We start from the raw sequence: 12803 nt of genomic DNA, 5'->3' as shown, positions 1-12803 counted from the left end.
CTAGGTTAGGACTCCTAAGTTGTCAAGGCGACCGGGCGGAGCGTTCGTGTCCTTCCCGTGGGCGTGTGGCAGAGTCCCCCCGCTTTGCATCCCTTCGTGTTCACCCGCCGGTTCCGGGCCTGGCACCTCGTGCTCGGAGCCTTGTTCATCTACACCGTGGTCTGCGTCTGGAGCGCCTTCCGGGGTGGGGTGTTCGCGTTCCACGACCTGGCGCTCCTGAACGACCTGTTCTCGAACGCGGTGCACCGGGGCCGGCCCTTCTGGGTGACGGACGGGGACTTCAACCACCTCACGGTGCACTTCACCCCGACGCTGCTGTTGCTCACGCCGCTGTTCCTGCTCAGCGACTCGCAGTTCCTGTTCATCCTGTTGGGGCTGGTGGCGCTGTACGCGGCGGTCGCGCTCCAAGTCTGGTTCTTCGAGCGCATGGTCGAGGAGCAGGAGCTGCTCCCCGCCGCCTGGAGGCCATGGGCCTCCGTCGCCTTCACGCTGTACCTGGCGCTCAATCCGTTCGTGAAGACGGTCGCGCTCTCCGCGCACTTCGAGGTGTTCTTCCAGCTGGGCTCCACGGCGGTGCTCGTGATGCTCCTGCGAGGAGTGCGGATGCGGTGGATCGTGCCCACGGCGCTGCTTGCGTTGGGCGTGCGTCCGGATGGAGGCCTGTTCCTCGCGTTCCAGTCAGCGGCCTTGTTGCTGCTGCCGGCCGTGGCCCGTCCGCCGCGTGCGATGCTCACGCGCAGGGCGCTCGGGGTGTCCGCGTTGGCGTTCGGCTACCTCGCGATTTGTGTCGCGGTGGTGCTGCCGGCGCTCGGGACGCCTTCGGGGACGCGGTTCTGGTCGCACTACGGCAGCACGTGGGGGCAGGTTGCCTTCACCGCGCTGGGCGATCCCGGCAGGGTGGTGCACGACGTGTCTACCAGCGGGCTGGTGGTCTTCCAGCGGAGCTTCTGGTGGCTCCAACTGCTCTCGCCCGCGGCCACTCTCGTCAGCACGATTCCGGGCACCTTCTTCTTCATGGCGGATGCGCCGGACAAGCGCCTCCTCTGGTTCTACAACTCCGCCTTCCTGCTGCCCGGGTTGGGCGTGTGCGCGGCGGCTGGCTTCGGGTGGCTCGCGGAGGCGTGGAAGGGCGTGCTCGCGCGTGGGCGGGTCCCTGCCTGGACCGCGACGATGCCCGTGCTGCTGCTCGCCGTGCTCGCGATTCTCCAGGTCGCGCGGTTCGACCGGACCATCGGGTCTCCGCCGCTGCGTCCCATGCCTCCGGTGGATGGAGACTTCCGCCAGGCGTTCGCGCGCCAGGTCCAGACGTGTGCCTCATGGCGCGCGGTGGCCACGGACTTCCGCTCCATCGTCTTCGTGCCCAACGGCTACGACCGCTTCCTCCTGCATCACTATGAGCGGGCGCAGGTCGTGCTTGTTCCTCCGCACGTGGACACGCTCCTCCTGGGGGCGGAATCACGGGAGGCGTTGCTCGACAGGCTCCAAGGGGATTCCCGGTTCGAAGAGGTGGCGGACCCGGGCCCGGTCCGCGTCTTCGTGCGGAAGGATGCACGCGGCTGCGGTTCGTAATGCGGTTCGTGGAAAGGTGATGATGGGGGCCATGACGCTCCGGACCGAGCTCGCCTTCAGTTCCTCCCGCCTCCGAATCAGGGGCGGTGGACGAAGGGGGCGCATCCGAGGTCCAATCACGGCCGTCATGACCCCAGACGAAGTGCAGAGAACCTTGGCGGACTCGGAGCTGGTGCCGTGCGCGGAGTTGTCACTCGCGGACGCCCGGAGGATGGTGGAGGGCTTCCTGGACGCGGACGTCCCCGCCCTCGTCCACCGTGAGGCGTGCGGCAAGGTCGGCTGTTCTCCGAAGTTCCAGGTTCTGGTGCGGCCCGAGGATGGGCCCCGGGTGGCCGCCCTGCTCCAGCAGGGATGGCTGGAGACGGTGCGCCGCGAGGGTCTGATGCCAGAGGGTGCGGCTCCCCGCCTGATGCCCTCCGCCCCGTCAGAAGCCACCGAGGAAGAGGGAGAGCCTCCCTGCCCGGCCTGCGGAACGGCCGCCGCTCTGGTGGCGGGCGCCTGCAGCGACTGCGGCCTCCAACTCGAGTAGGCGTCAGACGGCTCGGGCGTGTGCCGGGGGCGGGATTCGAACCCGCAACCTCCGCGTTTTGAGCGCGGCGCCTCTACCTGATTGGGCCAACCCGGCGTGAGCTGTCTTGGCTGTGAAGTCGGGATGACTGGATTCGAACCAGCGACCTTGCGCGCCCGAGGCGCACGCTCTTGACCAGACTGAGCTACATCCCGATGGGTTTGAGTCCTCGAGGGAGGACCCGGACATGACTGAGGCCGGGTCCCCCCTCGGGAGCCCGGCCTCTGTCCATGCCCGTCCCGGTGTTACCGGGTGGCGGCGTGGGTCAGGTGCCGGGCGGACAGCCGTGGAACGAGGCGATGGCCAGTTCCAAGCTGTCTGGAGTGGGCTCCATGTCGGTGGGGCGGTTGGGGTTCGGCTCGTCGCGCTTCGTCATGGGCATCACACTCCTTTCTCGGGGATGAGGGACGCGGCGGAAAATCAGTCCTGACAGAGCTGCTTCCGCCAGTTGCGCTTCTCGATGCACCGGACGTTGTCCACGTCCGCGAGCGTCTTCAGATACCGGCCCAGGTCGAGCAGCTCCGTGTCGTGCGCCTCGCCCTCGTATTCGCGGACGTAGATGGCGTTGCCGTGGTTGTGGATGCACTTGGCTGGCGTGTCATCGACAATCAGGACGCGCTCCAGTTGGTAGCCCCGCCGCTTCAACTTGCGCAGCTTCTTGACCCAGCCGTAGTGCGCATCCGGATCGAGAAACCCATCCCGCTGGACGCCGGCCCGGTCGAACCCATACGTGCAGCGGCTCCGCCCCCAGACGAAGTCCAGCTCGAGCTCCGGCGGGACCATCCGCTTCACGAGCTCCGCCACGTACTTGTCAGCCCCCGCCGACCAGATGGCCAGCCGGAAGCGAGAGGCGCACTCCCACAGGAAGGGCTCCAGGTGCGGACGCACGTGGACGAAGTAGCCCAGGGCCTGGAAGTCCGCCTCCCGGGACAGGGGCTTCTCGCTTGCGTGGACCAGGGTCTCATCCAGGTCCAGGATCAACAGGATGCGGTCCGTGGGCGCCGTCACCGGTGGGTCTCCCTCCCGGTGATGACGCCGCACGGCTCACGGAAATGACGACGCGGCGTCACTGCACGCCGGGCGCTCGGAACACCTGGCCGTTGCGGCCTTCCAGCACGAGGCTGGCCTCGTCCGTGCTGCCCACGCGCAGCTCCACGCGGGCCTGGCCGCGACGGTCCACCAGGAGCAGGCCGGGCGAGCCCTCTTCATCCGCGCCCAGGATGGCGCGGGGGCGTCCCGTCACGTCCGCCAGCTCCAGTCGCGACGAGCCGTCCACCTGGAGTCCCACGGAGAACAGCTCCGCGCCCCCGGACTTGGACAGCGTCAGTCGCGGCGCCTCGTCGGAGAACACCATCAGCTCCGCCAGCGACTCGCCTTCCGCCGTGGAGAAGCGCAGCCGGGGCGAGTCGTCCTCGCCCACACCCAGCAGTGCCCGGGGACGGCCTTCGCTGTCGTTCAGCACCAGCGACGCGCCGCCGTGGCGGTTCGCTTCCAGGCTGGCCCGTGTGCGGCCCCTGGCGTCCTTGAGCACCAGCCGGGATGCGACCAGCTCTCCCGGATGCTCCTGCGTCGCTTCGTCACGCAGGGCCGCGGTTCCCATTCCCACCCCGGCCAGCACGAAGGCCGCGAGGGTGAGGCCCTGCCATCGTCGGAGCCGGCCTTCCAGCCGCTCCATGCGCGCGTCCAGTGAGTCCATCCCGGCGTCGCCTCCTGTCCCACCCTGGTGGGACGGCAGGAGGCTAGCAGAGGCCGGCGGGCCTCCGCTCAGCGGGGCAGGAAGAGGAGCAGGAACGTGGGCAGCGAGGCGACAAGAATGCCCGCGCAGAGTGTGAGCACCATCTGGAGGAAGAAGAGGTCCTCCAGCGTCTCCTCCAACACTCCCTCCAATCGATCGATGGCCAACATCTCCAGCTCCCGCACGGCGGAAGGCACGTCCGACGACGTCAGCACCGCGCGCAGGGCGATGAGCCCCAGCACCCGGCGGGACTGGTCCATGAGGAAGCCCTCCAGCCATCCGGCGCGGGAGGCCGCGGATTCGCGCTCCTCCTCGGGCTCCCGCATGCGCTCCGCCACCGACTCCTCAATGGCCCGGGTGAGTTCCGCGCGGCTGGGCGTGCTGGCCCCGCGCAACCGTCGGGCGACCTGCATCGTCGCGGGCTTGAGGATGGCGTACGCATAGCCCATCAGCCCTCGCGCCCGGACCTCGCTCGCGAGCCGTGAGCTGACCCCGTGGAGCATCCAGACGTAGCCCCCAGCCAGAGCCAGGGGCAGGGGTGTGAGCACGAAGCTCAGGTAGTTCAGCCAGGAGGGCGTTGGTGTCGCGCCCGTCCAACGCGGCGCGAGCACGAAGACGCCTGCCAGCACCAGGCCGAAGCACCCGAAGAGGAAGAAGCCCTTCAGCGCGCCCAGCACGCCGGAGCCCAGCAGCGCGGGCACCATCGAGAGGAGGCTCCGCAAGCCCGCGCGGGCCATGCCTCCCATGGACTCACGCGGAGGCACTTCGAGCGGCGCCGCGTCCCGTTGCTTCAATGCCGCGTGGCTCATGACGAGCGCTCCAGCTCGGCGGCAGCCCACCGGTCCACCTGTTCCGCGGAGGGCGGCGATACCGGCTCGCTGGCTTTCAGCTCGCGCCGGCGCCGCCACCACATCAGGAGCGCGGCTGCTCCGAAGAGCACGCCCCCCACGGCCAGCCGGGGCAGCAGCCACGGAATGGGTCCGGACCGGGAACTCTGGCGCTCCTTCCACCACGCCGTGCCGGTTCCAATCAGCGCGAGCACGCCCGGAATGGCGGCCATGCGCCACAGCGTCCCGCTGTCAGGGCCCGGCACGAGCGCCAGCAGCCCGAGGAACACCGTCGTGGTCCACAGCAGGATGCGGCCCAGCCGGAAGTTCGTCAGCCCCACCAGCACCGCCGCGACGGGCTTCGAGCCCTCACCACTCATGTTGCGTCCCCATGGGAGCGTCATCCTAGAGGGGGACGGACTCGCGCCCCAAGTCAGCCCCGGGCGCGTCCGGGCTCAAGGCTGGGGGCGCCACCACAGGCCCTTCAGTCCCGCCTGCTCACACGCCTGACGCGCCTCCTCGGTGTAGCAGTAGAAGGCCAGCTCGGGGACGAAGAACACGGGAGGGAAGCCTCCGGGTGGCGGGCGGAGCACGAGTGGCTCGGCGTCATCCTCGCCCAAAAGCTCCTCGTCCCACTGGTGGAAGGGCACGCCCTTCACGAGGGTGCGCTCCCGGTCGAGGCAGTCGGTCCGCTCCAGCAACTGGAGGATGACGAAGTCCTCGTTCTTCAGCGCAGGGTCCGTCACCGGATACCAGGTCCTCCTCCGGGGATATCCGCTGTACACGAGGTGCTTGATGCGTTCCGCGTAGATGACCGTGGGGATGAGGCGGTGGCGGAACGGGCCCACCCCTTCGAGCACTCGCACCATGCGCCGGGAGAGCAGCAACCACCCCATGGACGTGGTGCACAGGTGGTCGCGTCCGGCGATCCACTCCAGGTTGCCATAGTACTCGATGACCCCGGGTGCGCCCTGCTGGCTCTGATATCCGATGTCGGGATCGAAGAACGTCACGTCCTCGAAACCGTCGAACTCGATGAGATGAGCGTCGTAGATATCCGCATTCTCCTTGGCATGGGAGACATCCGTCGACAATGCATACATCATGTGGTGTGTGACTCCTCGCGGGAGGACAGTTCCAGCAACGCCAGCTTCTTCCCCGTGAGCACACTACCGCCGCGTTGCTCCTGGAACACCTTGATGGCCGGCTCCTTCAGGCTCCCGGATTCGATGGCCTGGCGCAGCTCGTTCTCGACCTTGAGGATCGCGTCCTCGATGACCTTGGGCGTCCAACTGGAGGGGGGGCCCTTTCTGGACAGACTCTTCCAGCCAAGTTCAAGCCGGGCACGCACGAAATCGCTGTAGCGCGGGTGGCTGCCCGAGTGGATGAGCTGGCCCTCCACGTTGATCCCGGAGTGCATGTCGAGGATGTTCGACCCCCGGTCAATCGTATAGCCCTTGAGCCGCTCCATGGCCGTGCGAATCAGCGGGTGGCTCTGGGCGACCACGTCGGGGATGAGGTGGTGCATGGGATGGCCGGCGGAGAGCCGGACCTCCGCCGCCGCCCGAGCCGCCGGGCCCTGGGTCTTCTCCACCCAGTCCAGGTAGTTCTTCCGGTAGCGGGTGAAGACACTCAGGCGGGGCGTGCCCTTGCCGACCTTGAGCACCACCAGCCCGTCCTCGGTCACCGTGAGCGCCCCGTACTCGTCGCCCAGGGCCTTTCCGTGCGGACGGCTCAGCCGATAGGGCTGGGAGCCCGTGTTCAACTTCTCCAGGCGGTAGCCTGCGGCCTGAAGCTCTTTCTTGAACGCATTGAACTCCGGCGTTCCTTCCTGAGGGATGCGGCGTCCGACGAAGTCCTTGAGCTTGTCCCAGTTGGGGAGCTTCTCCAGCAGCTTCTCCAACTCGGCGTCACTGAGCATGCGCTCGGTCAGGGTGGGCTCGGGATCTGGCGTGGAGGAGCCGCCTTCCTTGACCGCCTTCGACAGCAGCGGCGTGCCGGCTCCCCAGGGATTGAAGGGAAGGGGGATTGCGGGGGCGGCGGTGATGGAGCCCGGCTGGAACACGGGGACGCCCGCGTAGGCACCACCGGGACCCGCCGCCGCCATCATGTAGATGCGGGGTGGGGTGATCTTCACGGACGTCATCAGCTTGAGCCCACGTCCCGCGTTGGTCTTCACGCCCATCAGCGCCAGCGCCGCCATCGCGATGCTCACCAGCATCCGGAGGAAGGACTTGCTCGCCTCCTTGAGCTTCTCCGGTGAGCCGTTGGCCTCCCAGGCATGAGTGAGCCACAGCTGCGCGTGCTTCAGGGCCTCTCCTCCGGCCTCGATGAGTCCATGGGCTCCGAACGCCGCCAGGCCCAGCTGGATGAGCGCCGCCGCGAGCTGCCCTACTCCGGTGGGCGTCGCGGCCAGGAAGGTGGACAGCGCCTCCGCGGCGATGAAGCCCACCACCATCGCGGAGATCTCCAGCCAGTTGTCCAGGATGGCCTGGCCGTACTGCCCGGTGACCTCTCCGAAGTACTGGTCCGCCTGCCGCACGGAGGTGATGACGTCCTCCAGGTGCCGGGCGGCCTTGCGTGCCTTGGCCATCGCCTCGTGGGTGATGGAGCCGCTCGACACGATTCCCTGGAGCTGGTTGGCGAAGGCGATGCTCACCAGCCAGATGCGCTCACCCGCGACCAGCCGCACGTCACCGTCGATGCGCTGGACCCCCTTGCGGCCACTCTTCACGTTCACGTGATGAATGACATTCTCGTAGAAGCGCAGGTCCCGCCCCGGCTGGATGGCCTGCCGGTAGATGCGCGCGGCGATGGGCTCCAGGCGGTTCCCCGGGCGGACCTGATAGAGCGTCGCCGCGGGCTCCGGCAGCTGCGTCGTAATGCGCAAGGTCTGCACGTAGCCTTGCAGCAGGTATCCCCCCACCACGGTGGAGACGTAGGACCAGCCAGGCGCCTGGGCATGGTCCCGGATGACGCTCACCCGCGTGCCCGGAGGCAGCGGCGCTGGGGTCAGGCAGGTGGAGCCCTTCATCTCCGCGGGAAGCGTCCGGAGGTTGGCGCCATCACCCTGGTCGATGAATCCGAATTGAATCGTCATGTCCCCCCCGTCTCGGGACTGACAGGATTCAGCCACCCCGACCGGGAGTGAAGGACCGGCCGGGTGGGAATGACAAAGACTTACAGCCGCTACGCGGCGGCTGCCTGCTGGATGCGCGCCTCGGTCTCCGCAGGACTGACAATCCAAGGCCAGAAGCGCTGCGGCTCTCCGAAGTTGTCGAAGAACGTGTCGGCCAGGGGGGACATCGCCGAGGCGGCTCCCAGGTAGCGCAGCACGTGCGGCGGAGGCGGCTGGAGCAGCAGGTTGGTGAACGCGGTGATGAACTGGCCCTCCGTCCGCCAGAAGTGCTCGAAGGTCTGCTCCATCCAGTCCGGGGTGAAGGGCTGGTCGCCGTGCTCGAGGATGGCCTGCGTCATCGCGTGCGCCTGCTTCGACGCGCTGTTGAGCCCCTGGCCCGCGATGGGGTCGTTGAGCATGACGACATCCCCCATCCCCATCACCGTGCGTCCCGAGGGCAGCCGCCCCACCGGCTTGCGCACCGTGGGCGTGAACGCGCCGGTGAGCCAGGAGGACTCGTCCACGATGCTGGCGCCCTCCAGCCGCTCCGCCACCCACGGTGAGAAGTCCCGCAGCACCTGCTTCATCCGCTCCATCGCCTCCCTCGCGGTGCTCACGCCGCCGAAGCGGTCCAATCCCTGGCCGGGGATGGCCTCCAGCAGGATGCCGTTCAGCGGGCCCCGGATGCGGTCGAAGTACGGCATGGCGAAGTACTCGCCGTGGCCCGCCGTCAGGATGAACTTGAGCGCGGGGTAGGGCGTCTCGTGCAGCGGCTTCATGCCGGTGACAATCATTGCCACCAGGTTCCGTTGCGGCTGCGTGTGGACGCTGCGCTCGGCGTCCCGCTCGAACAGCCGCGTGAAGCTGTTGCGGCCCGTCGTCACCACCACCAGGTCATGCCCGGGCGCGAGCGCCTCCAGCGCTTCCACGTCCACGTCCCGCACCACCACGGTGCCTCCGCGCCGCTCGAACTCCGCGAGCCAGCGGGAGTACTTCGCCCGCAGGTCCAGGGACTTGCCTGGATTCAGGATGCGCCCCTGGACCCGGAGCGCCCGCTGACCCGGCGCCGCGCAGACGTCCAGGTCCCCGCCCCGGGCGGACTCCCCCGGGCCCGTCCAGAAATCGAGCCCCAGCTCCTGCTCGTACCGGTGGGCGCGGCCGAAGAGGTAGGTGGTCGCGGCGAGCCGGGCGTTGAAGATCTGCTCGGGCGTGCGGTCCGAGTAGACGGTGACCGCGTAGCCCTGCTCCAACAGGCCGAAGCCGAGCTGCAGCCCCGCCTGGCCCGCTCCGATGATGCCGATGTTCCTCATGGTCCCCCCTGGGTGGTGTCCGGGCGTCACGCCCTGCCAGGACACTACGAAACGAGGGCCCCTTCCTGGCAACGCACGGCGGTACGAGGCCGCCCGGAAACCGACGCCCCGAAGCCCGCTTCCATGTCAGACCCCGCGAGTACTGTTCCTCCTGTCGCAGCGAGAAACGAACGAAGGGGAACACGTCATGGCGAGTTCTGTGATTGATAACCGCGTCGAGGTCGTCTTCAGCTTTGACACCACGGGCAGCATGTATCCGTGTCTCGCGCAGGTGCGGAAGAAGCTGGGGGCCGCCGTGGCCCGGCTCACGAAGGAGATCCCTGGCATCCGCATCGGCATCATCGCGCACGGCGATTACTGTGACGCGAAGTCCACCTACGTGACCAAGGCGTTGGACCTCACGGACGACGCCAAGGGCATCACCCGCTTCGTGGAGAAGGTGGGCCAGACGGGCGGCGGTGACGCGCCGGAGTGCTACGAATTGGTGCTGCATGAGGCCCGGAGCCTGTCCTGGACGGAGGGCTACACGAAGGCGTTCGTGCTCATTGGGGACGACGTGCCGCACCCGCCCCAGCACAACCCCAAGAAGCTGGACTGGCGCAAGGAGGTGGCCGCGCTGGGGGAGCAGGGCGTGCCTGTGTATGGCGTCCAGGCGCTGAACCGCCGTCACGCGACGTCGTTCTACAAGGAGCTGGCGGAGAAGTCGGGCGGCTTCCACCTGAGCCTGGATCAGTTCTCACACATCACCGACATGCTGCTGGCCGTCTGCTACAAGCAGTCCTCGGACTCGCAACTCCAGGCATACGAAGCGGAGGTGTCCCGCGAGGGCCGCATGAACCGCTGCCTGAACGCGATGTTCAACACGATGCTCAAGCGGACCACGTCCACGCTCTTCGGTGAGACGGACCTGCGCGCGGTGCCTCCGGGCCGCTTCCAGGTGCTGGAAGTGGAAGGGGACAGCGCCATCAAGGAGTTCGTGACGGAGAACGGCCTGGGCTTCAAGACGGGGCGTGGCTTCTACGAGTTCACCAAGACGGAGACCATCCAGGGCCGCAAGGAGGTGGTGCTGATGGACCGCAAGTCCGGCGACCTCTACAGCGGCGAGCGCGCGCGGGAGATGCTCGGCCTGCCGCCAGGAGAGACGGTGCGCATCCGGCCCGCGAGCCTGGAGAAGTACGTCGTCTTCGTCCAGAGCACGTCCGCCAACCGCAAGCTCAAGGGCGGCACGAAGTTCCTCTACGAAGTGGAGGACTGGGACGGCGCTCGCGCCGCGGCCTGAGCCGGGGGATGGCTTGACGGCCTGTTGGAATGACTGACAAACATGGCGGGCGTCCGGAATGGTCCGGTCCCTTTGCCTCGGAGTCCGCCATGTTGCTCGACCCTTCAACCACCGCCGTGTTGTTGATTGAGTACCAGAACGAGTTCGCCACCGAAGGCGGGGTCCTGCACCCGGCCGTGAAGGGCGTGATGGCCGAAACGAAGATGCTGGAGAACACCCTGGCGGTGGTGAAGGCCGCCCGGGCGAAGGGCGTGACGGTGATGCACGCGCCCATCACCTTCGCGGAAGGGTACGGCGAGCTGACCCGGCACCCCTACGGCATCCTGAAGGGCGTGGTGGACGGGAAGGCGTTCGTGAAGGGCAGCTGGGGCGCGCAGATCATCGACGCGCTGGCGCCGCAGAAGGGCGACATCGTTGTGGAAGGCAAGCGCGGCCTGGACACCTTCGCCAGCACCAACCTGGACTTCATCCTGCGCAGCAAGGGCATCAAGACGGTGGTGATTGGCGGCTTCCTCACCAACTGCTGTGTCGAGTCGACCATGCGCACCGCGTACGAGCACGGCTTCGACGTCATCACCCTCACGGACTGCGCCGCCGCCACCTCGGCGGAGGAGCACCGCAACGCGCTCAAGTATGACTTCCCCATGTTCTCGCGCCCCATGCCGTCGTCGGAAGTGATTGGCATGCTGGGGGCGTAGGGCCGGAGGAGAGCGGCGCGAACCCCCTTGCGGCCGTGCGTGCGACGCCACTAGAAGCACGCCGTTGCCTGACCCGAGGGGGTTTTCGCGTGTATCGAAAGAATGTTCTCAGCGCCGTGTTCGCGCTGGGGTTGCTGACGGCGATGGGGGCCCAGGCCGAGGTGCTGTATGCCCAGGCCAATTTCCTTTTGAACAAGAACCAGCTCTCCGCGGTGAACTACCGCGGCAAGGGCGCGGCCATCCCCGTGGGGGCGAAGGTCGCGGTCCTCGAGCGGGACAGCGACGAGGTCCGCTGCAAGGTCATCGAGTCCGGCGCCGAGTTCCGGTTCGTGACGCACCGGAGCCTGGGCAAGCCCATCAACGTGCTGTTCGCCGGCTTCTTCGCCGAGCAGGACCCGGCCCCGCGCATCGCCGCGCTGACGCCCGAGGAGCAGAAGCAGGTCCGCGCCGGTGAGCTGGCCCGGGGCATGTCGCGAGAGGCCGTGCTGCTGACGGCCGGCCCGCCGCCGCCGCACCGCACGCCGTCGCTCCAGAGCACCCGCTGGACGTACTGGAGCTCGAAGTTCTCCACGTTCGAGGTCGAGTTCGGCCCGGATGGCAAGGTCGTGCGGGTGGGCGACGAGCCCGCGGCCGCCCCGGCCCCCGCGCCCGTGGTGGAGAAGACCTACTACCACGCGACCGCGAACTTCCATTTCGAGGACGGCACCGTGTCCTGGGTGAACTACCTCAAGGGCCCCATCATCCCGTTCAACGCGAAGGTGGAGGTGCTGGACAAGGGTTCCTCCTCCGTGAAGTTCAAGGTCGTGGAGACCGGCGCGGAGCTCGAGTTCACCAACGACTCGCGCTCGGGTTCGGAGACCTGGAAGCTGTTCCAGGCTTCGTTCGCGCCGGACGACCAGGCCGCGAAGCTGGAGGCGCTGTCGGTGGATGACCGCAAGAAGGTCTCCGCGTCGGAAGTGGAGCCCGGCATGAGCCGCGAGGCCGTGCGCATGGCGTGGGGCCCTCCGCCCGCGCATGAGACGCCGTCGTTCCAATCCAGCACCTGGACCTACTGGAAGTCGAAGACGTCCAAGGTGCGGGTGAAGTTCGGCAAGGACGACAAGGTCGCCGCCATCGAGTAGCGCGGCGGCTGGACGTCCGTGACGACACGAAAAAGGGGTGACGGCTCATCGCCGTCACCCCTTTTTTCATCACCGCGTCAGGCTGCGCGGCGGACTACTCCATCGTCGGGACCTGGCTCATGCCGGCCGTCGGGTCCTGCTGCGGCCCCTGGGCCAGGGACAGCACGCTGGTCGCGACGTCGCTCACCGCACCGACCGCGCCGCCCACCGCGCCCACGGCGCCACCCACCGCGCCCGCGGCGCCACCCACCGCGCCCGCGACGCCCTGCACGCCCTCAGCGACACCCTGCACGCCCTGCGTGATGCCCTGCACCAGCTGCGCGATGCTGCTCAGCACGGTGGCGGCGCCCTCCAGCAGCTCGCCCAGCTTCGCGGCCTTGCCTCCGAGGCTGCCAGCCGCGTCGAAGCCGTCCTGCTTCAGGCTCGACAGCTTGTCGGACATCTTGCCGCCCACCTTCCCAAAGGGGGAGGCATCCGCGGCGCCCGGAAGGCTCGGCGTGGTGGGCTTGGAGACGGAGGACGGCAGGTCGGGCGTGTTGGGCTTGGAGAGGGAGGACGGCTGGTTGGGCGTGGTGGGC

General features: G+C 68.0%; 12 protein-coding genes, 2 tRNA genes and 1 pseudogene. 5 read left to right on the top strand and 10 right to left on the bottom strand.

The genetic code is table 11. From position 1 onward, the window contains the following. Positions 1–84: 84 nt before the first annotated feature. Positions 85–1569 (top strand): hypothetical protein, encoded by a 1485-nt coding sequence (locus D7Y15_RS19395; RefSeq protein ID WP_121753528.1) that lies wholly within the window; start codon positions 85–87, stop codon positions 1567–1569. Positions 1570–1696: 127 nt separating this feature from the next. After that, the gene (locus D7Y15_RS19390) at positions 1697–2098 is read left to right on the top strand and encodes a hypothetical protein (protein ID WP_121753545.1); all 402 of its coding nucleotides are present in this window, start codon (positions 1697–1699) and stop codon (positions 2096–2098) included. Between the two features lie 21 nt (positions 2099–2119). Here the strand turns inward: D7Y15_RS19390 and D7Y15_RS19385 are convergent. From D7Y15_RS19385 to D7Y15_RS19335, 9 genes are all read right to left on the bottom strand, one after another. Further along, positions 2120–2194 (bottom strand) — tRNA-Leu (locus D7Y15_RS19385). Between the two features lie 22 nt (positions 2195–2216). Beyond that, positions 2217–2292, bottom strand: a tRNA-Pro gene (locus tag D7Y15_RS19380). Positions 2293–2557: 265 nt separating this feature from the next. Beyond that, positions 2558–3145, bottom strand: coding sequence for an NIF family HAD-type phosphatase (locus D7Y15_RS19375; RefSeq protein WP_121753527.1), 588 nt, complete (start codon positions 3143–3145; stop codon positions 2558–2560). A 58-nt stretch (positions 3146–3203) separates the two neighbouring features. Then, a complete protein-coding gene (locus tag D7Y15_RS19370) occupies positions 3204–3833 on the bottom strand; it encodes a hypothetical protein (RefSeq protein WP_121753526.1) in 630 nt (209 codons plus the stop codon). A 68-nt stretch (positions 3834–3901) separates the two neighbouring features. Beyond that, positions 3902–4681: a hypothetical protein gene (locus D7Y15_RS19365; protein WP_121753525.1), complete on the bottom strand. Its 780-nt coding sequence runs from the start codon at positions 4679–4681 to the stop codon at positions 3902–3904. Continuing rightward, positions 4678–5079, bottom strand: coding sequence for a hypothetical protein (locus tag D7Y15_RS19360; protein ID WP_121753524.1), 402 nt, complete (start codon positions 5077–5079; stop codon positions 4678–4680). Before D7Y15_RS19360 ends, D7Y15_RS19365 begins: the two co-directional genes overlap by 4 nt. 75 nt (positions 5080–5154) lie before the next feature. Beyond that, entirely contained in the window at positions 5155–5805 is a 651-nt protein-coding gene (locus D7Y15_RS45280; protein WP_199733975.1) for a hypothetical protein, read from the bottom strand. After that, positions 5802–7799, bottom strand: a complete 1998-nt coding sequence (locus D7Y15_RS45275; RefSeq protein WP_199745947.1) for an AHH domain-containing protein — start codon at positions 7797–7799, stop codon at positions 5802–5804. The genes D7Y15_RS45280 and D7Y15_RS45275 overlap by 4 nt, the downstream gene beginning before the upstream one ends. Positions 7800–7888: 89 nt before the next feature. Continuing rightward, a complete protein-coding gene (locus D7Y15_RS19335) occupies positions 7889–9127 on the bottom strand; it encodes a styrene monooxygenase/indole monooxygenase family protein (protein ID WP_120581238.1) in 1239 nt (412 codons plus the stop codon). Between the two features lie 187 nt (positions 9128–9314). Between D7Y15_RS19335 and D7Y15_RS19330 the strand changes: the two genes are divergently transcribed. From D7Y15_RS19330 to D7Y15_RS19320, 3 genes are all read left to right on the top strand, one after another. Further along, positions 9315–10406: a vWA domain-containing protein gene (locus D7Y15_RS19330; RefSeq protein ID WP_121753523.1), complete on the top strand. Its 1092-nt coding sequence runs from the start codon at positions 9315–9317 to the stop codon at positions 10404–10406. 89 nt (positions 10407–10495) lie between these two features. Continuing rightward, the gene (locus tag D7Y15_RS19325; protein WP_121753522.1) at positions 10496–11104 is read left to right on the top strand and encodes an isochorismatase family cysteine hydrolase; all 609 of its coding nucleotides are present in this window, start codon (positions 10496–10498) and stop codon (positions 11102–11104) included. An 89-nt stretch (positions 11105–11193) separates the two neighbouring features. Next, positions 11194–12225 (top strand): hypothetical protein, encoded by a 1032-nt coding sequence (locus D7Y15_RS19320; RefSeq protein WP_121753521.1) that lies wholly within the window; start codon positions 11194–11196, stop codon positions 12223–12225. 94 nt (positions 12226–12319) lie between these two features. Here D7Y15_RS19320 and D7Y15_RS44720 read toward each other — a convergent pair. Next, a pseudogene (locus D7Y15_RS44720) lies at positions 12320–12803 on the bottom strand (hypothetical protein); the annotation flags it as partial.

Source organism: Corallococcus sp. AB030, assembly GCF_003668965.1.
GTDB lineage: Bacteria > Myxococcota > Myxococcia > Myxococcales > Myxococcaceae > Corallococcus > Corallococcus exiguus.
This window is presented reverse-complemented; position numbering and strand designations above follow the sequence as displayed.

What these genes read in the sequence shown, in the direction of transcription:
- D7Y15_RS19390 (WP_121753545.1), top strand. Translation starts at nt 1,697, where the DNA reads ATGACCCCAGACGAAGTGCAGAGAACCTTGGCGGACTCGGAGCTGGTG.
- D7Y15_RS19370 (WP_121753526.1), bottom strand. Translation starts at nt 3,833, where the DNA reads ATGGACTCACTGGACGCGCGCATGGAGCGGCTGGAAGGCCGGCTCCGA.
- D7Y15_RS19365 (WP_121753525.1), bottom strand. Translation starts at nt 4,681, where the DNA reads ATGAGCCACGCGGCATTGAAGCAACGGGACGCGGCGCCGCTCGAAGTG.
- D7Y15_RS19360 (WP_121753524.1), bottom strand. Translation starts at nt 5,079, where the DNA reads ATGAGTGGTGAGGGCTCGAAGCCCGTCGCGGCGGTGCTGGTGGGGCTG.
- D7Y15_RS45280 (WP_199733975.1), bottom strand. Translation starts at nt 5,805, where the DNA reads ATGATGTATGCATTGTCGACGGATGTCTCCCATGCCAAGGAGAATGCG.
- D7Y15_RS45275 (WP_199745947.1), bottom strand. Translation starts at nt 7,799, where the DNA reads ATGACGATTCAATTCGGATTCATCGACCAGGGTGATGGCGCCAACCTC.
- D7Y15_RS19335 (WP_120581238.1), bottom strand. Translation starts at nt 9,127, where the DNA reads ATGAGGAACATCGGCATCATCGGAGCGGGCCAGGCGGGGCTGCAGCTC.
- D7Y15_RS19330 (WP_121753523.1), top strand. Translation starts at nt 9,315, where the DNA reads ATGGCGAGTTCTGTGATTGATAACCGCGTCGAGGTCGTCTTCAGCTTT.
- D7Y15_RS19325 (WP_121753522.1), top strand. Translation starts at nt 10,496, where the DNA reads ATGTTGCTCGACCCTTCAACCACCGCCGTGTTGTTGATTGAGTACCAG.